Origin of the sequence: Pseudomonas sp. FEMGT703P, from assembly GCF_002786345.1 — a bacterium.
Taxonomy (GTDB): Bacteria; Pseudomonadota; Gammaproteobacteria; order Pseudomonadales; family Pseudomonadaceae; genus Aquipseudomonas; species Aquipseudomonas peli.
In genome coordinates this window covers 293,755-315,945 of the sequence record NZ_PGCM01000006.1, presented here as the reverse complement: position 1 = coordinate 315,945, position 22,191 = coordinate 293,755, and the positions used below count along the sequence as shown (strand labels likewise).

Sequence of the window (22,191 nt, the reverse complement as noted above, 5' to 3'; positions counted from 1 at the left end):
GTACAACAGTACACTCCGCTTCCTCGCCTGCTTGACCAGCCGAAGGCTGTTACTAACGTAGCGCCTTGCATGGCTCTAGCTCGCGAGATATTGAGCAGACTCTAAATCTCTCTATTAATTGTTCTGTTGCGCTGTAGCGAACAGATACATGACCCGCCGGTTCTTCGCTTGCGCTGCCTGCGCGTGACTCCTTATATTCCCCCGGCATTTAAGCGCGCCCGGCTTGCGCCTGCCCGGCTGCAAGCAGGGTCTGTTACCGCAATGGTGAGAGGCCATGATCGAAATAAAAAACCTAACCAAGCGTTTTGCGCAGCACACGGCTGTTGACGACCTGTCCTTCAGTGTTAAGCCCGGTGAAGTGCTGGGCTTTCTCGGCCCTAACGGTGCCGGCAAATCCACCACCATGAAGATGCTCACCGGCTTTCTGGCGCCGACTTCAGGCAGTGCCAGCATCCTCGGTTTCGATATCCAGAAAGACACCCTCAAGGCCCAGCGGCAGATCGGTTATCTGCCCGAAGGCGCGCCGTGCTACGGCGATATGACGGTGCGCAGCTTCCTCGAATTTATCGCCGAGGTGCGCGGTTTCAAAGGCGCTGAGAAGCGTGAGCGGGTGGCCAAAGCAGTCGCTCAGGTCGAGTTGGAAGCCGTGCTGGAACAGAGCATCGAAACCCTGTCCAAGGGCTTTAAGCGCCGCGTCGGCCTGGCCCAGGCGATTCTGCATGACCCCAAAGTGCTGATTCTCGACGAGCCCACCGATGGCCTCGACCCGAACCAGAAGCACCAGGTGCGCAAGCTGATCCAGAGCCTGGCCCACGACAAGATCGTGATCATCTCCACCCACATCCTCGAAGAAGTCTCCGCCGTCTGCACCCGCGCGGTAGTGATCGCCCACGGCAAGCTGCTGGCCGATGGCACGCCGCTGGAGCTGGAAAGCCGCTCGCGTTATCACCAGGCCGTCACCCTGGTCGCCGCAGAGCCGCTCGATCAGGCCGCGCTGGCTGCGCTGCCGGGCGTTGCCGGGGTGGAAGAAAATACCCTGGAACACAGCCTGAGCATCCTCGCCAAGCCGGGTGAAGTGATCTTCCCGCAGGTCAACGCGCTGATCGCGGAGCGCGGTTGGCAGGTCAAGGAATTGAATGTTGAACGCGGGCGGCTGGACGAAGTGTTCCGCAGCCTGACCCGTGGGGAGGTGGTATGAGTCAGTTGTCAGTAGTCTTCAAGCGCGAGTTGGCGAGCTACTTCGCCACGCCGCTGGCTTACGTGTTTATCCTTATCTTCCTGGTGCTATCCGGGGTGTTCACCTTCTACCTCGGCGGTTTCTTCGAGAGCGGCCAGGCCAACCTCGCACCGTTCTTCAACTTCCACCCCTGGCTGTATCTGTTCCTGGTGCCGGCGATTGCCATGCGCCTGTGGGCCGAGGAGCGCAAGAGCGGCACCATCGAGCTGCTGATGACCCTGCCGATCACCCGTTTCGATGCGGTCACCGGCAAGTTTCTCGCTGCCTGGGTGTTTGCCGGTTTAGCGTTGCTGCTGACCTTCCCGATGGTGATCACCGTCAATTACCTGGGTGAGCCGGACAACGGTGCGATCATCACCGGCTATATCGGCAGCTGGCTGCTGGCGGGTGCTTATCTGGCGATTGGCTCGTGCATGTCGGCCCTGGCGAAAAACCAGGTAATCGCCTTTATCCTGGCCGTCAGCGTGTGCTTCCTGTTTATCGTCAGCGGCTTCCCCATGGTGCTCGACGGTTTCAGTGGCTGGGCGCCGCAGTGGCTGGTGGATGCCGTGGCTTCGCTGAGCTTCCTGACCCGTTTCGATGCGATCAGCAAGGGCGTGATCGACCTGCGCGACCTGCTGTATTTCCTCACCCTGATTGCTGCCTGGTTGGCGGCGACAGCGGTGGTTATCGACCTGAAGAAAGCTGACTGAGGCCGCCCATGAAAAAGCTGATGGTTTCCAGCGCCGGGCTTGCACTCATTGCCCTGGCGTTTCTCGCCTTCAACCTGTTCTCCAGCGTCAGCCTTAGCGGCGTGCGTCTGGATCTGACCGAGCAGAAGCTCTACACCCTCTCCAGCGGCACCGAGCAGATTCTTGCCGAGCTGGACGAGCCGGTGGAGCTGAACTTCTTCTACTCCGACACCGCGACCAAGGACCTGCCGGCGCTGCGCACCTATGCCAAGCGCGTCGAGGAAATGCTCAAGGCCTACCAGCGTGAGGCGGGCGACAAGCTCAAACTGACGATTATCGACCCGGCGCCGTTCTCCGAGGACGAAGACAAGGCCGCCGAGTTCGGCCTGCAGGGCATTCCGCTGCAGCAGGGCGGCGACTCGATCTACTTCGGCCTGGCCGGCAAAAATGCCGAAGGCCTGACCCAGGTGATCCCGTTTTTCGCCCTGGATCAGGAAGAGTTCCTCGAATACGAGCTCAGCCGGCTGGTGCAGAGTCTGGCCAAGCCCGAGCGGCCGGTGGTCGGTGTGCTGTCTGGCTTGCAGGTCAACGGTGGTTTCGACATGGCCGCGCGGCAGCCAACGCCGGCCTGGATGCTGATCGAGGAAATTCGTCAGCTGTTCCAGATCGAAAGCCTCAAGCGCGATGTCGACCTGATCCCGGAAAAGGTCTCGGTGCTGCTGCTGATCCACCCTAAGCAGCTGCCCGAGCAGACCCTGTATGCGATTGACCAGTTCGTCCTGCGTGGCGGCAAGTTGCTGACCTTTGTCGACCCGTTCAGCGAGGCCGATACCCAGGCTGAAATGCCCGGCGAGATGGTCATCGACAAAGCTTCTGATCTGCCTGCGCTGTTCAAGGCCTGGGGCCTGCGCATGGTGCCGGACAAGGTGCTGGGCGACGGCTCCTACGCCATGTCGGTGAGCATGGGCGAGGGCCAGCGCCCGGTGCGCCACGCCGCCTGGCTGAGCCTGCCGAAGAATGCCCTGGACAAGGACGACATCAGCACCGCCTCGCTGGAAACCATCACGGTGGCCACCGCAGGCATGCTGGAGCCGCTGGACGGCGCGAAAACCCAGTTTATCCCGCTGGTGCGCAGCTCGCAGTACGCCATGCCGTTTGATGTCAAACGCTTTGGCATGCTGGCCAACCCGGAAGAGCTGATCCGCGAACTCAAGCCTACCGGCGAGCGCTACACCCTGGCGGCGCGCATCAGCGGCCCGGCGCAAACGGCTTTCCCGGAGGGGATCGAAGGGCAGAAGGATGGCCTGAAACAGGCCGACAACATCAACGTGATCGTTGTCGCCGATACCGACATGCTCACCGACCGCATGTGGGTGCAGGTGCAGGACTTCTTCGGCCAGCGTATTCCGCAGCCGTGGGCGGACAACGCTGGTTTTGCGATCAACGCCCTGGACAACCTGGCCGGTTCCGAAGCACTGATTAGCGTGCGTTCGCGCGGTCGCTTTACCCGGCCGTTCGAGGTGGTGGACGCGATTCAGCGTGAGGCCGAGGTCAAGTTCCGTGAGAAGGAGCAGGCCCTGCAAAATCAACTGGCCGATACCGAGCAGAAGCTCGCCGCGCTGCAGCAGAGCGATGACCCGAGCAAAGCCTTGGAGCTGACGCCCGAGCAGCAAGCTGCCGTGCAGCAGTTCGTGCAGCAGAAGCTGGCGATTCGCAAGGAGCTGCGTGACGTGCGTTACCAGCTGAATGCCGATATCGAGGCCCTGGGCAGCACGCTCAAGTTCCTCAATATCGCTCTGGTGCCGCTGGTGCTGACCCTCGGCGTGCTGGCGCTGTGGTTGTGGCGTCGGCGCAAGCACGGCTGATCTCGCCTGTACCTGCAAAGGGCCGCTTGATGCGGCCCTTTGTATTTCTGTCCTGCCGGTCAGATAATGCCCCGCGCCTATGCGCCAAGCGGATCGCCGTGACCGATCTAACCAGTCCTGTTTCATCCGTTATGAGGATTAATTAGATGCCTACCCTCCTGGTGAAAATATTCGAAGGTCGCAGCGATGAGATCAAACGCGAGTACGCCAAAGCCCTGACCGACGCTTCAACCAAGGTGCTCGGCTGCGATGCCAGCGCGGTGGATGTGATCTTCGAGGAAGTGAAGAAGGGCGACTGGGCCACCGGTGGCGTGATGTGGTCTGAGCGCGATTAAACAAGCTGTCGCCATCGACCTAGGATGGGTTGAGCGTAGCGATACCCATGCTGTTCTGGTGTTTGTGATGGGTTACGCCGCTACACGGCTAACCCATCCTACGTTTGCCTTACTTCGCTGCGTAAATATCGCTGCATAGCTTGTCCTGTATGGCCTGCAGCCTTCCTGCAAAAAGTGCTTTTCAGTCATAAACGCTGTTTTATACTCGGCCTTCGGTGATGGCCGGGCACTCGCCTGCAGGCCGCGCCACACAATAAAAACTGCACGCTGGAGACACAGGTAATGGCTGAGCGCGAGACAGGCACCGTCAAGTGGTTCAATGATTCCAAGGGTTATGGCTTTATTCAGCGCGAGAGCGGCGCGGACGTGTTCGTGCATTTTCGTGCGATCCGTGGCGAAGGCCATCGCACCCTGCTCGAAGGGCAGAAGGTCGAGTTCGCCGTGACCCAGGGCCAGAAAGGCTTGCAGGCTGACGACGTGTCCGCCGTTTAAGCCTACTCCCGCAGTAGAAAAGCCCATCGCCGATGGGCTTTTTGCTTTCTGTCCTTCGGTCGTTTTCCCCAAGGCAAAAATGCGACAATCGCCGCCTTACTGCTCTTCCCCTTGACCCCATCCCGCGATTACCCGATGACCGACGCCACGCCCGCCGTTGACCAACTGCTGAAAAACCTCGACCAGACCCTGCTGGGCGACCGTCATCGCCTGCGCCGCCAGTTGCATGAGCTGCGCAAGCAGACGCCGGTGGACGAAGCCAAGCTGGCGCAGTGGCTGCAGCGTTTCGAGGCGTCCCGTGCCAAGGTTGAGGCGCGCCGGCTCAGTGTGCCACCGATGCGTTACGACGATGCGCTGCCGATTGCCGCCAAGCGCGATGAAATCAAAGCCGCCATCGCCGCGCACCAAGTGGTGGTGATCGCCGGGGAAACCGGTTCAGGCAAGACCACTCAGTTGCCGAAGATCTGCCTGGAACTGGGTCGTGGCGTACATGGGCTGATCGGCCACACCCAACCACGGCGCCTGGCCGCGCGCAGCGTGGCCACCCGAGTAGCGGAAGAAATTGGCACGCCGCTGGGCGAGCTGGTCGGCTATCAGGTGCGTTTTGAGGACCAGAGCAACGAACGCAGCCTGATCAAGCTGATGACCGACGGCATCTTGCTGGCCGAAACCCAGCACGACCGCTATCTGGAAAAGTACGACACGATCATCGTCGACGAAGCCCACGAACGCAGTCTGAACATCGACTTCCTGTTGGGCTTTCTGAAAACCCTGCTGGTGCGTCGCCCTGACCTGAAGCTGATCATCACCTCGGCGACCATCGACCTGCAGCGCTTCTCCGAGCACTTCGGCGGCGCGCCGATTGTCGAAGTATCCGGGCGTACCTTTCCGGTGGACACTTGGTACCGGCCGTTGGCGGCTGAGCAGGACGAAGACGGCAACCGCGTCGAGGAAGACCTCTCCGTCGATCAGGCGATCCTCGCCACCCTGGATGAAATCAGCGCCTTCGAGAAAGCCGAAGGCAAGCGACCCGGCGATGTGCTGGTGTTTCTGCCCGGCGAGCGCGAGATTCGTGATGCCGCCGAGGTGTTGCGTAAGGCCAACCTGCGCCTGACTGAAGTGTTGCCGCTTTATGCGCGCCTGACCCCGGCCGAGCAGCAGAAGATTTTCGCGCCCATGGGCGCACGCAAGATCGTCCTGGCCACCAACGTTGCGGAAACCTCGCTGACCGTGCCGGGCATCCGTTATGTGATCGACAGTGGCACGGCGCGCATCAGCCGCTACAGCTACCGCGCCAAGGTCCAGCGCTTACCGATTGAGGCCATCAGCCAGGCCAGCGCCAACCAGCGTAAAGGCCGTTGTGGGCGCGTCGAGCCGGGTATCTGCATTCGCCTGTACAGCGAGGAAGACTTCAACGGCCGCCCAGCCTTTACCGATCCTGAAATTCTGCGCACCAACCTGGCGGCGGTGATTCTGCAGATGCTCCATTTGCGTCTTGGTGAGATCGACGCGTTCCCCTTTATCGAGCCGCCGGATGGCAAGGCCATCAGCGACGGCTTCAACCTGCTGCAGGAACTCTCGGCGGTTAATCGCGAAGGGCAACTGACGCCGTTGGGTCGTCAGCTGGCGCGTTTGCCGGTGGACCCGCGCCTGGGTCGCATGGTGCTGGAAGGCGCCAAGCAGGGCAGCCTGGAAGAAATCCTGGTCATCGCCAGTGCGCTGTCGGTGCAGGATGTGCGCGAGCGTCCGTCCGACCGTCAGCAGGCTGCCGACCAGGCCCATGCGCAGTGGAAGGACGTCGATTCTGACTTCGCCGCGCTGATCAACCTGTGGCGCGGCTTTGAAGAACAGCGCCAGGCCCTCGGCTCCAGCGCGCTGCGCAGCTGGTGCCGGAAGAATTTCCTCAACTACCTCAGGTTGCGTGAGTGGCGCGATGCGCATCGTCAGCTGGTGCTGATTACCCGTGATTTGCAGTTAGGAAAACCGGCGAGCGATGCGGGTAAAAACGAGCCGCGGGCTAAAGAGCAGACTCCGGCTACTCAGGATCGACAACTATCAGCCGCGCAGAAAGAAAAAGAACTGGCCGAAAAAGATCAAGTCGCCCAACGCGCCAAAGGCTACGCCGCCGTGCACAAGGCGATTCTCGCCGGTTTGCTCAGCCAGATTGGCCAGAAAACTGAAGACGGCGATTACCTCGGCGCCCGTCAGCGGCGCTTCTGGGTGCACCCATCCTCGGTGATCGGTCGCAAGAAACCCAGCTGGCTGATGGCCGCCGAGCTGGTGGAAACCACCAAGCTGTTTGCGCGCATGGTGGCCAAGATCGAGCCGGATTGGATCGAGCCGCTGGCCGGCCACCTGATCAAGAAAAACCACCTGGAGCCGCACTGGGAGAAGAAGCGCGGCCAGGTCGTGGCCTATGAACAAATCAGCCTGTACGGCCTGATCGTGGTCGGCCGCCGTGCGGTGCACTTCGGTCCTATTGATCCCGTGGCCTCGCGTGAGCTGTTTATCCGCGAGGGCCTGGTCGGTGGCGAAATCAACTCGCGGGCCAAGTGCCTGACGGCCAACCGCCAGCTGCTGGAAAAACTCGACGAGCTGGAAGCCAAGGCACGCCGGCGCGACATTCTCGCCGATGAGGAAACCCTTTTTGCCTACTACGAGGCGCGCCTGCCGGCGAACATCTACCAGAGCGCCACCTTCGACAGCTGGTACAAAACGGAAAGCGCCAAGAATCCGCAGCTGCTGATCATGCTCGAAGAGGATGTGCTCGCCCGCGATGCCAAGGAAGTCACCGCTGCGCAGTACCCGGATACCCTGCGGCTGGGCGAACTGACCCTACCGCTTTCGTATCACTTCGAGCCTAACCACCCGCGTGACGGCGTCACCCTGCGCGTACCCGCGCCGTTGTTGCCGCAACTGCCGCCGGAACGCCTAGAGTGGCTGGTGCCGGGTCTGCTGGAGGCCAAATGCATGGCCCTGGTGCGTGGCCTGCCCAAGGCGCTACGCAAGAACTTTGTGCCGGTGCCGGATTTTGTTGGCGCCGCCCTGGGCAAGATCAGCTTTGCCGACGGCAGCCTGCCCGAGGCCCTGGGTCGCGAGCTGACGCGTATGACCGGTACGCGGGTCAGCGACGAGGCTTGGGCGGAGTCGGCCGCGCAGCTAGAAGGCCATCTACGGATGAATATCGAGGTGGTCGACAACCAGGGTAAGCCCCTGGGCGAGGGCCGTGACCTGGCCGAGCTGACCGCGCGTTTCAGCGAAGCGACCCAGGCGGGCCTGGCCTTGCCGAAAACCGCCAAGAGCCAGCAACCGGTAGAGGCCAAGGCCTTTAGTGAAGTGGCGGCGAAGACCCAGCAACAGGTCGCTGGCCTGTCCATGACCGTCTACCCGGCGCTGGTGGAAGAGGCGGGTGTGGTCAAGGAAGGGCGCTTCCCGACCCTGGCCGAAGCCGAGTTTCAGCATCGCCGTGCGCTGCAGCGCTTGCTGTTGCAACAACTGAGCGATCAAGCCAAGTTCCTGCGCGGCAAGCTGCCGGGGCTGACCGAGCTGGCATTGCTTTACCGCGACATGGGCCGGGTCGATGCGCTGGTTGAGGATATTCTGCTGGCCAGCCTCGACAGCTGCATCCTTGAAGGCAGCGAGCCGCTGCCGCGCGACGGTGCGGGCCTGGCGGCTCTGGCCGAGCGTAAGCGTGGCGACTGGATCGGCGAGGCCGAACGCCTGGCCAAGCTGACCCTGGAAATCCTCAAACTCTGGCACGGCCTGCAGAAGCGCTTCAAAGGCAAGATCGACCTGGCTCAGGCCATGGCGCTGAATGACATCAAGCTGCAGCTGAGCAATCTGGTGTATCCCGGTTTCGTCCGCGAAACCCCGGCGCAGTGGCTGAAGGAAGTGCCGCGCTACCTCAAGGCCATCGAGCAACGCCTGGACAAGATCGCCGGCCAGGTGCAACGCGACCGCGTATGGAGCGGCGAGCTGGCGGGCTACTGGGAGCAATATCAGGCGCGCCTGGGTAAACACAGCCAGGAAGGCAAGCGCGACCCGCAACTGGTGCTGTACCGCTGGCTGCTCGAGGAGTACCGCGTGTCGCTGTTCGCTCAGCAGCTGGGCACCAAGCTGCCAGTCTCCGACAAGCGTCTGAGCAAGCAGTGGAGCAGCGTCGAAGCTTAAGCGCCCCTCTAGCATTGGCCTGAATCGGCGGCTTGCTTGATCACCGGAAGGTACTGCTAGACTCAGGCCACATCCCGTCGTGCCCGCGTGAGTGATGATCTTGATTGCAGTCGATGTACGCCGCTCGTCCTTACTGCGCCTCCGCTTTTTGCTTGCCCTGTTGCTGCTCGCCTGTTGGCCGGGTCTGGCGGCAGCCACCTGTGAGAAGACGCTGCGCTGGGACGACGACCCGCCGTTCAGCATGCAAACGGCGGATGGCGCGGTGGTTGGCATCGACGTTGAAATCAATCGTGCGGCGCTGGCCCGTTTGGGCTGCCAGATCAAACTACGCAAACTGCCCTGGGCGCGGGCGCTCAAGGAACTGGAGCTGGGCCGCCTGGATATTCTGCCTGGCGCCTTTCGCCGGCCAGAGCGTGAGGTCTATGCGCATTTCTCCGGCCCGGTGCTGCCGCCCTCGCGCAATATTCTGTTTATGCATGCCCCAGCACTGCAGCGCTGGCCCATCACTCAGCTGCTGGAACTGCAGCACAGCGAATTCCGCCTGGGCGCACAGATCAACGTGGTCTATGGCGCAGACTACGCACAACTGATGGATGATCCGGCGTTTGCCGCACGGGTGGTGCAGGTGGCCAACCGCAACAACCTCTGGCGCATGGTCGGCAAGGGCCGTATCGATGGGGTGATTGCCGACGAAAACACCGGTGCCTACGAAATCCAGCAACTGGGCCTCAGCGAGCGGATCAAGCCCACAGCTGTAGTGGTATCCAGCGATGCCGCCGAGATTGCATTCAGCAAGCGCTCAATCGAGCCTGATTTTGTCCAGGCCTATGCCGATGCGCTGCGCGAATTGGTAGCGGATGGCCGTTATGAGCGGATTGTGCAGCGCTATCGCTATTGATTTAACGGCACTGTTACTCGCTCCGCTGCCTGTGTGATGCTGTGGCACGACAACAATAAATAACAAGGAGTGCAGTTATGTTGGGAGATCTAGGGCTGTTTGTTGGGCTTGCGTTGCTCATCTGGATGGCGTTGCGCGGCGTCAATATTTTAATTGCCGCACTGGTGTGTTCGTTGGTGGTGGCGTTAACCAACGAGCTGGAAGCACCCAAAGCCTTGCTCGAATATTTTCCCTTCGGGCCGTTAGGGGCGTTCACTTTCGCCGGCAAGTTCTTTGTGCTTTTTCTTTGTGGCGCGATCTTCGGCAAAGTCATGGCTGCCAGCCAAGCGGCCAGCAGCATTGCTCAAGCGATTACCCGGAGCCTGGGAATTCAACGCACCCTATGGGTGAGTATGGTGGTCTGTGCTCTGCTGACCTATGGCGGTGTGGTGGTGTTTGTGGTGATTTTCACCATGTACCCACTGGGCATTACCTTGATGCGCGAGGCCAACTTGCCCAAACGGCTGTTCTGCGCGGCGACGGCTTTGGGTTCTGGCACATTCACCATGACCGCATTGCCGGGTTCACCCTCGATCCACAACGTGATCGCCTCCAGCGCCCTGGGCACTGATCTGTTCGCCGGTGCCTGGCTTGGCCTGTTGGCCAGCGCGGTGATGATTATCCTGGGTATGGCTTATGTGCAGCGTGAGTGGCGTATGGCACGTGCCCGGGGCGAGGGCTTTGAGAGCAATGCTCAGGATTTGCGCATGCAGCAGTTGGCAGGTGAGCCCGGTACAGGCCCGCATTGGGGCATGGCTTTGCTGCCGATTCTCGTGGTGCTGGGCGTCATCATGTTGCCACGTTTGTTGTTGCTCAGCGGCGGGGTGACGGCGGGTGAGGGCATGCTTGGCCAAGTGCTGAATTTCAGCCAGCGCCAGCCCATTATCTGGCCGAGCCTGGCCCTGACAATTGCCACGCTGACGGCCATTCTGCTGTTCCCGGCGTTACGGCGTAATACCGTGGCGATGCTGGGGCAGGGCGCCGATGACTCCATCATGCCGCTGCTCAATACCGCAGCAGTGATCGGCTTTGGTGGCGTGGTCACCCAGACTGCTGGCTTCGGCCAATTCGTCAACTGGGTACTGTCGGTGGACATGCCGCCGCTGCTGTCCATTTTCGCCTCGGTCAGCGTGGTGTCAGGCATTGTCGGCTCGTCTTCCGGCGGCCTGCAGATCTTCATGCAAACCCTGGCCCCCAAATATCTGGAAATGGGCGTGGAGCCTGAGGTGCTGCACCGTATCGCCACCATTGCCGCTGGCGGCCTGGACTCGCTGCCACATTGTGGCGCGGTGATTGCCATGTTGATGATCATGGGGCTGAACCATAAACAGGCTTACAAGGACATCTTTGTGGTGACGGTACTGATCCCCGTGATTGCCGTATTTGTCTGCATCGGCGCATTAGGCCTGATGGCTGCTTGATAAGGCCGTTCCCGCACGTGGTCAGCCAATTCCGCTGCCCCGCTGTTGGCTGATGCTCGCGGGGCGGGTGCTGGGTTTAGCGCCCTAGGATGAGCGCGCGGTTGAGGATGCTGCCCAAGCCGTGGCTGTGGCATTGATGCCGTAAGGCGTACGAAGTTGGCGTGCGCCCGATGGTCGGGGTTAGGCGTCAGGGTTGAATGCCACCGTAAAACAGCTGCCGCCTTCCTCCAGGTTGTGTACCGAGATCATCCAGCCCTGTTTGCTGCAGATCCGTTTAACCAGTGAGAGGCCCAGGCCAAGCCCTTCACCGCGTGCTTCCGCGCCCCGTACAAAAGGCTGAAAGATCTGCTCATGTTGCTCCGGGGCAATGCCCATGCCGCTGTCTTCCACGCGAAAACCGCCGGTGGTCAGCACCAGGTGCACAAAGCCTCGCTCGGTGTAGTGCAGGGCATTGCGCAGCAGGTTAGCCATGACCGTGTTGAGCAAAACCGGGTTGTAGAGTCCCGCATCCGGCCCCTCCTGTAGGCATTGGAAATCCAGGCCCTTTTCAGTGAGCAGCGGTCCCCAGCGGTTGGCTTGTTCCGTCGCCACATCGGCCAGGCTGCTGTTCGCCACAAAGGCACTTGCGTTGGCTTTATCGCGCGCCAGTTGCAGGAAGGTCTGCACCAGGTCGCGCATTTCTTCGCTGGCCCGGCTGATGCGCTCAATCTGCTCGCGCTCACGCGGCGGCAAATGGCCTTCGGCCAACAATTCGCAGGAGGTGGCAATGATCATCAAGGGAGTGCGCAGTTCGTGGCTGACATCACTGGTGAACAGCCGCTCGCGCTCCAACGATTGGCGCACCTGGCCCAGGGTGCTGTCGAAGGCCGCCGCCAGTTGACCCACTTCATCGTCGGGGTATTCGGGAGCCAGTGGTGGCGCCAGCACATGCAGCTGGTCGCGGTGGCGCACCTGCTGTGCCAGCCGACTTACCGGGGCCATCACCTTTCGAGCCATGATCAACCCAAGCCCCCAAGCACCGACCACGGTGAGCAGAAAACCCGCCAACACGACGTCGAACAAGGCTTGCTCATGGGCTTCGAATTCGTGCTGTTCCTGCGCCAGGAGATGGGTCTGGCCATTGATTTTGCGGCTGTAGACGTAGAACGCGGCGGCACCATCAACCACTTCGGTAAAGCCGGCCGGCAAATCGGCGAACCTTGCGGGTATCGGGTACTGCGGCTGTTCGGAGCTGAAAAACTGGGTCATGGAGTCGAGCCTGGGCGGGCGTCCATGCTGAATATCTTCCTCAAGCACCTTGCCCAGTTCTCGGTTCAACTCCTCGGAAACCAGGTTTTCTTCAATGAAGTGCACCACTGCCACGATGCTCAGCGAAAACAGGCCGCTGACCAAGGTGGTCATCAGCACGAAGGCAATCAGAATGCGCCTGGAAAAAGGCTGTTTAGACACCATCGGTCTGCTCCGCCAGTCGATAACCGACGCCATGCAGGGTGTGTAGCAATGGGGACGCGAACGGTTTATCGAGGACCTGGCGCAGCTGATGAATGTGGCTGCGCAGGCTGTCGCTGTCCGGGCAATCATCGCCCCACAGTGCATCCTCCAAGGCTTCGCGACGAACCACTGCGGGGCTTTTCTGCATCAGTACGGCCAGTAACTTGAGGCCCAGGGGGTTGAGTTTGAGCGGTTGCCCCGCCCGGCTGACATGCAGTGTGTCGAGGTCATAGACAAGGTCGGCGACTTTCAACTGGCGCTTGCGGCTGCCCTGGCTGCGCCTCAGGATCGCCTCAATCCGCGCCACCAGTTCAGACAGCGCAAACGGTTTGATAAGGTAATCGTCAGCCCCGGCCTGCAAACCTTGTAGCCGATCATCCAGGGCGTCGCGGGCGGTGAGCATCAGGATCGGTACCTCATTGCGGCCGTCCTCGCGCAGCCGTTTGCACACCTGATAGCCGTCAATGCCTGGCAGCATGATGTCCAGCACGATCAGGTCATAGTGTCCGGTGCTTGCCAGGTGCAGACCGCTCAGGCCGTCTTGTGCACAGTCAACGCTGAACCCCTTGAGCTGCAGGTAGTCGAGTACGTTGGCGAGGATGTCGCGGTTGTCTTCGATCACTAGGATGCGCACAGATAGAACTCTTTCTCTGGTTTTGACACTTTCTTCACATCCCGTTGACGCCTGGCTCACAGGCCTCGCCACAGACTGCGGCTCGTTCATCCAGCAAGGATCATACGATGCCTCAGCTTCATTACGCCCAACTGCGCTACCTGTCCATCATCGTGCTTGCCTGGCTGGCGGTGTTCGTCCTGACGCGCAGTGTACTGCTGCTCAGTCACCTGACCGCTGCGGATGTCAGCCTGCTGCAATGGGGCGGTATCTACGGGGTTGGCCTGGTCTACGACCTGAGCTTTTTGCTGTATGCCACGTTGCCCCTGGCGCTGTACCTGCTGGTGTGTCCGGCCCGACTATGGTGTCGGCGCTGGCATCAACGCCTGCTGCTTGGCCTGGTCGGCGTCAGCGTGTTTGCGATGCTGTTTACGGCGGTTGCCGAATGGCTGTTTTGGGATGAGTTCGGCGTGCGGTTCAACTTTATCGCCGTGGACTACTTGGTTTACTCGGAAGAGGTGATCAACAACATCCTCGAGTCGTACCCGATCTATCCGCTGATTGCGTTGCTCGCGGTGATCGCCATGGGGGGCAGCGTTGCATTGTATCGGCCGGTGGAAGCTGCGCTTAAAGCACCACTCATGCCCCGCGGCCGTGCCTATGCAGCCCTGGTAGCGCTGTGCGTGCTGGTCGGGTTGGATGGTCTGTCGGTTGGTCAGGACAGCCCGCGTGGCCTGGGTGGTAATACCTATCAGCGGGAGCTGGCCAGCAACGGGCCGTTTCAGTTCTTCGCAGCCTTTCGTAATAACGAACTGGACTACCCGCAGTTCTATGCAACGTTGCCGGCGCCGGAAGTGGCCAGCCTGTTGCGCGAGGAGGTGAGCGAAGCCAATGCCCGCTTTATCGGTCACGACCCTCAGGACATTCGCCGGTTGATCGACAACCCCGGTCAGCCACAGGTGATGAACGTGGTGCTGGTCACCATCGAAAGCCTCAGTGCCAAATACCTGGGCAGCTTCGGCGATGCGCGAGGCCTGACGCCCAATCTGGATGCCCTGCGTCAGCAGAGCCTGAGCTTCAGTAACTTCTACGCCACGGGCACACGTACCGACCGCGGATTGGAAGCGATTACCTTGTCCATACCGCCCACGCCTGGCCGTTCCATCGTCAAGCGCATTGGCCGTGAATCCGGTTATGGCAGCCTGGGTCAGCAGTTCAATGCCCACGGTTATGACAGCGTGTTTATCAACGGCGGGCGCGGCTACTTCGACAACATGAATGCTTTCTTCAGCGGCAATGGTTACCGCGTTGTCGACCAGAGCAGCGTGGCGGAAGGCGATATGACCTTCAAGAACGCCTGGGGCATGTCCGATGAGGATCTTTACCAGCAAACCCTCAAGGTCGCCGACGCGGATCATGCCCAGGGCAAGCCCTTCTTCCTGCAACTGATGACCACCTCCAACCACCGGCCTTATACCTATCCCGATGGGCGCATCGACATCCCGTCCGGCGAGGGTCGTGAAGGCGCGGTGAAGTACACCGATTACGCGATCGGCCAGTTCTTGCAGCAGGCCAGAGCTAAACCCTGGTTCAACCAGACGGTCTTCGTCTTTGTGGCCGATCACACGGCCGGCAGTGCAGGCCAGGAGGACCTGCCGGTGGCGAACTACCACATCCCGTTGTTTATCTACGCCCCAGCACTGATCCAACCCCAGGCATTCACTGAAGTGGCGAGCCAGATAGACCTGGCACCCACCCTGCTGGGATTGCTCAACATCGATTACAGCTCGACCTTTTTTGGTCGCAACGTGTTGCGTAAAGACCGCGCTCCTGGGCGGGCGCTGATTGGTAACTACCAGCACCTGGGGCTGTTCGACGGTCACGACCTCGCCATTCTCAGCCCGCGCCGGAGTATGCGCAGGCATGACGATGCGCTTGGGTTGAGCCACGAGTCTTCAAGTACGGTCCGCGACAGTTTGCTGCGCCGCGATATCGCCTACTACCAGGGCGCCAGCCACGCGTTTCAAAAACGCTTGATGGCGTGGCAACCCTCAGCCCTGCCTGAAGCACAGCTCAGCAACCGCTAATCCCCGCACTGCTTCGGCAGTGCCTTGACTGGAGTGCAGTGATGGCAGTCGTACGCACGGCTCATACCAATCGCTACTTTGATTTTCGCCTTGCGCTGGGCATTCCCTTGGCGCTGATGGCGCTGCTCCTACTGCTGGACCCCAGTGGCGTGGACTTCGCACTGGCGCATCGGTTTTATGAGCCGGGGCTGGGGTTTGTCGGTCGGCATAATTTCTGGCTGGAAGACATCCTGCATGACCGCGCCAAACAGGGCGTGATCATTCTGGGCGTTCTGTCGATTGGCGGCTTGTTTCTGAGCTTGGTGGTTCAGCAATGGCGGGCATGGAGCCTGCCGCTCGGCTATCTGGTGCTGTCTCTCGCGGTATCGACCAGCATTGTTACACCGCTGAAAAAGCTGACCGCGATGCAATGCCCCTGGAGCTTGACTGAGTTCGGTGGCGAAGAGGCGTTCAGCCCGCTACTGGGTGAGCGGGCCGTCACAGACCACCCTGGTCGTTGCTGGCCGGGTGGCCATGCTTCAGCCGGTTTCTCGCTGATTGCGCTGTTCTTTGCCCTGCGTGATCGCTACCCGCGACGTGCCCGGGTCGCACTGGCGCTGGCATTGGGCCTGGGTATGATTTTTTCTATCGGGCGGGTGATGCAGGGCGCGCATTTCCTTTCGCACAACCTGTGGACCCTGCTCTTCGATTGGCTGATCTGCACGCTCTTTTACCGCTGGCTGCTGTATTGGCCGAGTGCGGTCTGTGACGCCTCGCCGGCGCAACTCCCCGTCCATCCCTGGCGGAGCGATGCCTTATGAGCGGCAACCCTGGCAGTACTGTCCGCCTCGGATACCGGCATGGCGTAAGCATGCTGACTGTCAGTGTGCTTATCTGCCTGTTAAGTGGCTGCCAGAGCACGCGCGAGGCCATGATCGCCGAAGGGTATCCCGCCCCATTTGTTGATGGGTTTGAAGCCGGTTGCAGCAGCGGTCGGCAAGCGGCTGGGGCATTGGCCGACTTCCGCAAAGATGTTCCGCGCTACCTGCAGCAACCCCTCTACGCACAAGGTTGGGAAGATGGCTTTCGCCAATGTCAGGCCGCGCTGGAGAGCGCCATCGAACGTGAACTGCACGATAGCGAGCGGGACCGGGAGTGGCGTCGGCATGTTGACCAGGCCATGGCTAAAGCCCTGCGCAGCAGCTGAAACAGGCTGTCGAAGCGCCTGCTGTGCGCCGCCCTGTGGGGCTAAGACTGCCTGTCAGTGAGGTGCTACAGCCGTGGCTCGCTGAGCGCTGGTCGCCGAAAGTTGCCATGCACGCTGCGGCTCGACAAAATCGCGCACCGATTCGGCCCAATGGCCGGGTGGCGATGTTGAGAAGAGGCTGGAGTTGAACGAGCAGACACTATCCATGCGCCTGGAACGCGTGGCAGCGCATGTTCCCGCTGGGGCGCGGCTGGCGGATATTGGCTCGGATCACGCCTATCTCCCGGTGGCCTTGATGCGCCGTGGGGTTATCGAGGCCGCCGTGGCCGGAGAGGTGGCCGTGACGCCGTTTCACGCGGCTGAACGCAGCGTGCGTGAGAATGACTTTGCCCAACAGATCAGCGTGCGTCTGGCCGATGGCCTGGCGGCGATTGAGGCGGGCGATGCCATCACGGCGATCAGTATCTGCGGGATGGGCGGTGAGCGGATTCGCGACATCCTCGACAGCGGCAAGGCGCGTCTGACGGGCCAGGAGCGGTTGATCCTGCAACCTAACGGCGGCGAGCAGCCGCTGCGCCAATGGCTGATGGACAATGGTTACCGCATCCTCAGTGAGGAAGTGCTGCGGGAAAACCGCTTTGCCTACGAAATCATCGTGGCCGAGCGCTCTGGCCCGGTGACTTACAGCGCCGAGGAGCTGTACTTTGGCCCGCTGCAAATGCAGGCGCGCAGCCCGGCGTTCCTGGCCAAGTGGCAGCGCCTGCTGCGCCTGAAGCAGCAGACCCTGGTTGACTTTGCCCAGGCACGGCAGACGGTGCCTGAGGCGAAAGTGCAGCAACTCACTCAGCAGACGCAGTGGATTATGGCGTTGCTGGCGTAAGCCGGATTAACGCCGTTGCGCGCCGCCACAAAGAAATTGTCCCTTTGCAGCCGCAGGCGACCAACACTGAATACAATTTGCCCACCATCATCCCAGTGCCATGAACATGGCTGTACCGGACAAGGAACTCGCCAATATGGCTTCCCCAGACAAACAGCAAAAACCCGCCCAACGGGCTAAAACCAAGGCCAAGCAGAACCGTATGGGCAAGCCCAAGGCCAATGTGATTCACCCGGTGTTGGCCAACCCGCTGATCAATGAGCCGTTCGATGATGTCGACATCGACCTGTGTACCTTCGATTTCAAAGATATCGAGGAAAACGGCTTCGACCCCGCGCACTTCGATGACCTGTTCCAGGCGATGAAGATGGCTGAAGGCATCAGCCTGCTGGCGATGTGCCTGGTGTTTCTGCAATACCCGGTACTGGAGCTGGTGGTCGCAGAAGAGGCGGAGGAGGCCGCGACCGACTTTATGATGGGCCTGCTGATCGTCTATCGCGGGATGTTCCACGATGAAGACGAGGACGCTGCGGTGGTCTGGATCGGCAGTGACGCGTTTCAGCATGCCTATAACGAAGCCTCGCTGATCCTGCAGCAAAAGAACGCGCGCAGCAGCGCCCGTTCTGAGTACAACCGCTAGGCAGTTGGCACGGTTCCGCCATCAATCACAAACTCGCTTCCGGTGATCGATGCCGCACGAGGTGAGGCCAGGAAGGCAATCAGCTCCGCCACCTCTGCCGGTTTGGCCGGGCGGCCGAGCGGAATACCGCCGAGGGCATCCATGATGATGCGTTTGCCGCCGGCGTAGTCGGTGCCGGCTTCCTGCGCCAATCGCTCGGCCAAGGCCACCGACGCTTCGGTCTCGATCCAACCCGGCGACACCCGCACCACCCGCACGCCTTGCGGCGAGACTTCTTTCGACAGGCTTTTGCTGTAGGTCGACAGCGCCGCCTTGGCCGCTGCGTAAGCCGTGGTGGCTTCGGGCAAGGGCAGGCGGTTCTGAATTGAGGTCACATGGATGATCACCCCGCTCTTGCGCTTTAGCATCGCCGGGAGCAGGGCGCGATCAAGGCGCACGGCCGGCAGCAGGTTAAGGTCGAGTTCGCGTTGCCACTGCGCGTTGTCCAACACCGCAAAGCCGCCGCTGGGTGCCGATGAGCCACCCAGAACGTGAACGATGATGTCCACATCGCCCAGTCGTTGCTTGGCTGCGGCCACCACGGTTTCGCAGCCTGCCGGGGTCGTGAGGTCGGCCTGTACGAATTGCTCCGCCGGCAGGTCGCTGCTGGCCTGCCGAGCGCATGTCAGCACCTGTGCGCCCTCGACAAGGAACAGCTCGACCAGCGCGCGGCCGACGCCTTTGGTGCCGCCGGTGACCAGCACGCGTTTTCCGCTTAGGTCGAGGTTCATGGCGCGATCTCCAGTGAGCGGATCTGGCCGTCCTCAAGCAGGAACACATGATTCAGCTGCAGCGGGCTGCCGGGGAAGTTGCCGACCAGCCGCGCCGTGACGCTCAGCGAATCGTCATTCTGCGTCGTTGTCAGCGGTTCGACACTGTAGGTGAAGGCCCGGCGGGCTTCCTGTTGCCAGGCTGCGATGGCGGCAATGCCGTGGTGCGTGCGGTTTTCGTCGGTCACGCTGGCGTGCGCGCAGAAGCAGGCAGCAAGGCGCGAGATGTCGGCGCCATTGCTGACAGCAAAGTAGGTCTGTACGGCGTCAGGCAGGTGCAGGTTCATGGCCTGATCTCCTCTCACAGTGGGTTGGGGTTTACGACTGTGATCTTGCCGCTCGCTTGATAGTTTGCTCAACTGGGATAGATGTTAATGGCCTATCCCGATTATCAGGACAATTGCATGGCAGATTCGCGCCTTGGTCTCAATGAGCTGGAAGCTGTGCTGGCCGTGGCACGCCGGGCGTCCTTTCGCCAGGCAGCCATCGACCTGGATGTGTCGACCACGGCATTGAGCAACACCATTGCCAAGCTGGAGGCGAGTCTCGAAACGCGGCTGTTCAACCGCACCACCCGCAGCGTGTCGCTAACCGAGGCGGGTGCGATGTACTTGGAGCAGGTCGGCCCGGCGTTGCAGGATGTACGTGCAGCGCTGGAAGCGGTGCGTTCGCACAATGCCGGGCCGTCGGGTGTGTTGCGCATCAATGCCTTCGCCAGTGCCGCCCGTGCCGCGTTGCTGCCGCTGGTGCTGGCGTTTCTGCAGCGTTACCCGAAGGTGCATATCGACCTGGTGACCGAAGGCCGCCTGGTGGACATCGTCGCGGACGGTTTCGATCTCGGCGTGCGCGCCGCGAGTCTTGTGCCCAGCGACATGATCGTGATTCCAATCGGCCCGCCGCAACGCTACGCCGTGGTTGGCTCGCCCGCATATTTCGCCCAGCACGGTCGTCCGCATAATCCGGCGGATCTGCTCAAACATCAGTGCATCCGCATCCGCCTACCCAATGGGGCGATTTACCCCTGGCATTTCGAGCGTGCGGGGGAAGTGACTCGGCTTGATGTGACTGGCCAACTCACGTTGGACGAGCCGAGTGTCGCCAAGGCGGTGGTGCAGGCAGGCGTGGGGCTGGGCTTTTTCCTGGAGCAGGATGTGCAGGCTGAACTCGACGCCGGGCAATTCGAGCGGGTGCTGGAGGCGTGGACGCCACCCCGCGACAACCTGTGCCTGTACTACCCGAACCGGCGCAACCCCTCCGCTGCGCTCAAGGCATTCACTGCGCTGGCTCGGGGTCATCTGCCGAGCAAAGACCAACGCGGATGATCCACCGATTGTCTGCCACTGCGTGGTGGTCGGCCGCGGCGCGCAAGCGCTACGCTAGGGCCTGTTAGGCCATTCTTTAGGTCAGTCTCAACGTTGGGCGGTGAGCGTGGACAGGTTTCAGGAAATGAAGGTGCTGCTGGCCGTTGCCGAAGCAGAAAGCTTTGCCGGCGGTGCCCGGCTGGTGGGGATGTCGCCACCCAGCGTGACCCGGGTGATTGCCGGTTTGGAGAAACGCTTGGGCACGCTGTTGCTGGCGCGCAGCACCCGAAGCCTGCGCTTGACCGAAGCGGGGCGGCGCTATGTGGAGGACTGCAAGCGCATCCTGCTGGAGCTGGAAGAAGCCGAAGAGTTGGCCACCGGCAGCAGCATTCGTGCACGGGGTAACCTGACCGTGACGGCGCCGGTGATGTTCGGCGAGCTGTACCTGATTCCGCTGATTACCGAGTATCTGTCGGCGCATCCACAGGTGACGATCAATGCGCTGTTGGTGGATCGCCTGGTGAATATGGTGGAGGAGGGCGTCGACGTCGCTATCCGCATCGGTCAGTTGCCGGAAACCGGCCTGCAGGCCATCAAGGTCGGGCACATCCGCCCGGTTATCTGCGCAGCGCCGGCCTTTCTCGAACGCTTTGGTCGACCGCAGGAACCCAAGGAGGTACTGGCCGCGCCCATCGTGATGTCCTCGGCCAGCAGCCTGCTCACCGATTGGCAGTTCAACCTGGGCACCAGTTCTCTGACCCTGCATCCCAAACCGCGTCTGCTGGTGAGTTCCAATCAGGCGGCGATCAACGCCGCATGCCTGGGTTGGGGCCTGACGCGGGTGTTGTCGTATCAGGTGGCCGAGCTGGTCGCAAAGGGTGAGCTGGAGATCATTCTGGAACCCTTTGAAGCAGCGGCACTGCCGGTGCATGTGCTCTATCAAGGCGGCGGACGAGTACCCGCCAAGGTGCGCACCTTTGTCGATTTCTGTGCCAGCCGCTTCCTGCAAGACCCGGCGCTGCAAAGGGGCGAAGGTGCTTAAGCCATGAGTCGCTATCGGCAGATGCAGGTGTTCGCCGCCGTGGTGCAAGCCGGCAGCCTGGCCGCGGCCTCGCGCCAGCTTGAGCAGTCGCCCGCGACCGTTATGCGCAGCATCGCCGCCCTGGAAACGCGCCTGAACAACAAGCTGTTGTTACGCGGGCCGCGCGGCGTCGAGCTAAGCCCGGCAGGCGAGCAGTTTGCCGTCAGCTGTCGGCAGATTCTCGAACACACCGCTGTTGCCGAGCGCTCTGCCGCCGGCGTGCATGCCTGCCCCGCTGGTCGGTTGACCTTGTCGTTACCGCTGCTGATGGATCAGCAGGTACTGATGCCAATTGCCCTCGATTATCTGACGGCGTTCCCTGAGGTGCAGTTGGTCACTCAGGCCTGCGAAGGTGTGCCCAAACTGCTTGAGGAGAACATTGATGTTGCCCTGGTGGTGGGCCATCTGCCGAACTCGTCCGGGTTTGCCATGCCGGTGGGCAGGGTGCGGCCGATTGTTTGCGGTTCTCCCGCCTACCTGGCCAAGTGGGGACGCCCGCAAACGCCTGAGGACCTCAAAGCGCACCGTACGGTGTTGACCACCGCCAGCGGCCAGCAAAGCGAATGGCGTTTCCATGGCGAACGCTCCACACGCTTGGTGAAACCCTTGCCGGTACTGACGTGCACCACTCAGCGCGCCGCCATCCATGCCGCAACCCTGGGGCTGGGGTTGATTCGCTGCATGAGCTACGAAGCGCACCATGAATTGCAAAGCGGGTTGCTTGAGCCGGTGTTGAACGACTTTGCCAGCCAGGCCTTGCCCGCCCAGTTGATCTACCGCGACGGCCGCCGGGCCGAGGCGCGTGTGCGCACCTTTATCGACTTCGCCACGCCAAGGCTGCGGGCTCATCCGGCATTTCTAAACTGACAGGGCGCCGCGACCGTGCCTGTGTGTGGTCGCATTCTTTTATAAAACGGAATTATGCATTGCTCTGCATGGCGATTCTGCTTAGCCGCGAGCAGGCGCAGCATGAAC

General features: G+C 61.3%; 20 protein-coding genes. 16 read left to right on the top strand and 4 right to left on the bottom strand.

From position 1 onward, the window contains the following. Positions 1-274: 274 nt before the first annotated feature. From CUR33_RS11585 to CUR33_RS11550, 8 genes are all read left to right on the top strand, one after another. Positions 275-1,198, top strand: a complete 924-nt coding sequence (locus CUR33_RS11585) for an ABC transporter ATP-binding protein (RefSeq protein ID WP_289239725.1) — start codon at positions 275-277, stop codon at positions 1,196-1,198. Beyond that, entirely contained in the window at positions 1,195-1,929 is a 735-nt protein-coding gene (locus CUR33_RS11580; RefSeq protein ID WP_090251533.1) for an ABC transporter permease subunit, read from the top strand. Before CUR33_RS11585 ends, CUR33_RS11580 begins: the two co-directional genes overlap by 4 nt. An 8-nt stretch (positions 1,930-1,937) precedes the next feature. Continuing rightward, a complete protein-coding gene (locus CUR33_RS11575) occupies positions 1,938-3,773 on the top strand; it encodes a GldG family protein (protein ID WP_289239724.1) in 1,836 nt (611 codons plus the stop codon). 146 nt (positions 3,774-3,919) lie between these two features. Continuing rightward, positions 3,920-4,108: a 4-oxalocrotonate tautomerase gene (locus CUR33_RS11570; RefSeq protein WP_090251538.1), complete on the top strand. Its 189-nt coding sequence runs from the start codon at positions 3,920-3,922 to the stop codon at positions 4,106-4,108. Between the two features lie 282 nt (positions 4,109-4,390). Continuing rightward, a complete protein-coding gene (locus CUR33_RS11565) occupies positions 4,391-4,600 on the top strand; it encodes a cold-shock protein (protein ID WP_090251540.1) in 210 nt (69 codons plus the stop codon). A gap of 135 nt (positions 4,601-4,735) precedes the next feature. Next, the gene (gene hrpA, locus CUR33_RS11560) at positions 4,736-8,770 is read left to right on the top strand and encodes an ATP-dependent RNA helicase HrpA (protein WP_289239770.1); all 4,035 of its coding nucleotides are present in this window, start codon (positions 4,736-4,738) and stop codon (positions 8,768-8,770) included. Positions 8,771-8,864: 94 nt separating this feature from the next. Further along, complete coding sequence (locus tag CUR33_RS11555) at positions 8,865-9,668, top strand: substrate-binding periplasmic protein (RefSeq protein ID WP_289239723.1); 804 nt, start codon at positions 8,865-8,867, stop codon at positions 9,666-9,668. A 77-nt stretch (positions 9,669-9,745) separates the two neighbouring features. Next, a complete protein-coding gene (locus tag CUR33_RS11550) occupies positions 9,746-11,128 on the top strand; it encodes a GntP family permease (RefSeq protein WP_289239722.1) in 1,383 nt (460 codons plus the stop codon). A 180-nt stretch (positions 11,129-11,308) separates the two neighbouring features. On the opposite strand, the gene CUR33_RS11545 is transcribed toward CUR33_RS11550, so the two are convergent. Together CUR33_RS11545 and CUR33_RS11540 are read right to left on the bottom strand one after the other, a co-directional pair. Then, positions 11,309-12,580, bottom strand: a complete 1,272-nt coding sequence (locus tag CUR33_RS11545) for a sensor histidine kinase (protein WP_289239721.1) — start codon at positions 12,578-12,580, stop codon at positions 11,309-11,311. Next, a complete protein-coding gene (locus tag CUR33_RS11540) occupies positions 12,570-13,253 on the bottom strand; it encodes a response regulator transcription factor (protein ID WP_160088265.1) in 684 nt (227 codons plus the stop codon). The genes CUR33_RS11545 and CUR33_RS11540 overlap by 11 nt, the downstream gene beginning before the upstream one ends. 107 nt (positions 13,254-13,360) lie before the next feature. Here CUR33_RS11540 and CUR33_RS11535 point away from each other — a divergent pair, with 107 nt between their 5' ends. The 5 genes from CUR33_RS11535 (at position 13,361) to CUR33_RS11515 (ending at position 18,025) form a co-directional block, all read left to right on the top strand. Continuing rightward, on the top strand, positions 13,361-15,319 hold the full coding sequence (locus CUR33_RS11535; RefSeq protein WP_289239720.1) for an LTA synthase family protein: 1,959 nt from the start codon (positions 13,361-13,363) through the stop codon (positions 15,317-15,319). Between the two features lie 41 nt (positions 15,320-15,360). Next, a complete protein-coding gene (locus tag CUR33_RS11530) occupies positions 15,361-16,119 on the top strand; it encodes a phosphatase PAP2 family protein (protein ID WP_289239719.1) in 759 nt (252 codons plus the stop codon). A gap of 50 nt (positions 16,120-16,169) precedes the next feature. Further along, positions 16,170-16,505, top strand: a complete 336-nt coding sequence (locus tag CUR33_RS11525) for a hypothetical protein (RefSeq protein ID WP_289239718.1) — start codon at positions 16,170-16,172, stop codon at positions 16,503-16,505. A 184-nt stretch (positions 16,506-16,689) separates the two neighbouring features. Continuing rightward, entirely contained in the window at positions 16,690-17,385 is a 696-nt protein-coding gene (locus CUR33_RS11520; RefSeq protein ID WP_289239717.1) for a tRNA (adenine(22)-N(1))-methyltransferase, read from the top strand. A 136-nt stretch (positions 17,386-17,521) separates the two neighbouring features. Further along, positions 17,522-18,025 carry a hypothetical protein gene (locus tag CUR33_RS11515; RefSeq protein ID WP_289239716.1) on the top strand — a complete coding sequence of 168 codons (504 nt, stop codon included), beginning with the start codon at positions 17,522-17,524 and terminating at the stop codon, positions 18,023-18,025. On the opposite strand, the gene CUR33_RS11510 is transcribed toward CUR33_RS11515, so the two are convergent. Next, the gene (locus CUR33_RS11510; protein WP_289239715.1) at positions 18,022-18,795 is read right to left on the bottom strand and encodes an SDR family oxidoreductase; all 774 of its coding nucleotides are present in this window, start codon (positions 18,793-18,795) and stop codon (positions 18,022-18,024) included. The two genes, CUR33_RS11515 and CUR33_RS11510, sit on opposite strands and share 4 nt — an antisense overlap. Continuing rightward, positions 18,792-19,121, bottom strand: a complete 330-nt coding sequence (locus CUR33_RS11505) for a nuclear transport factor 2 family protein (protein WP_289239714.1) — start codon at positions 19,119-19,121, stop codon at positions 18,792-18,794. The genes CUR33_RS11510 and CUR33_RS11505 overlap by 4 nt, the downstream gene beginning before the upstream one ends. Before the next feature lie 117 nt (positions 19,122-19,238). On the opposite strand from CUR33_RS11505, the gene CUR33_RS11500 reads away from it, so the two are divergent. The 3 genes from CUR33_RS11500 to CUR33_RS11490 all read left to right on the top strand — a co-directional run bounded on the left by CUR33_RS11500 (position 19,239) and on the right by CUR33_RS11490 (position 22,083). Then, positions 19,239-20,156, top strand: coding sequence for a LysR family transcriptional regulator (locus tag CUR33_RS11500; RefSeq protein WP_289239713.1), 918 nt, complete (start codon positions 19,239-19,241; stop codon positions 20,154-20,156). Between the two features lie 124 nt (positions 20,157-20,280). Continuing rightward, positions 20,281-21,177: a LysR family transcriptional regulator gene (locus CUR33_RS11495; protein ID WP_282876516.1), complete on the top strand. Its 897-nt coding sequence runs from the start codon at positions 20,281-20,283 to the stop codon at positions 21,175-21,177. A 3-nt stretch (positions 21,178-21,180) separates the two neighbouring features. Continuing rightward, complete coding sequence (locus tag CUR33_RS11490; RefSeq protein WP_289239712.1) at positions 21,181-22,083, top strand: LysR family transcriptional regulator; 903 nt, start codon at positions 21,181-21,183, stop codon at positions 22,081-22,083. The last annotated feature ends 108 nt before the right edge of the window (positions 22,084-22,191 follow it).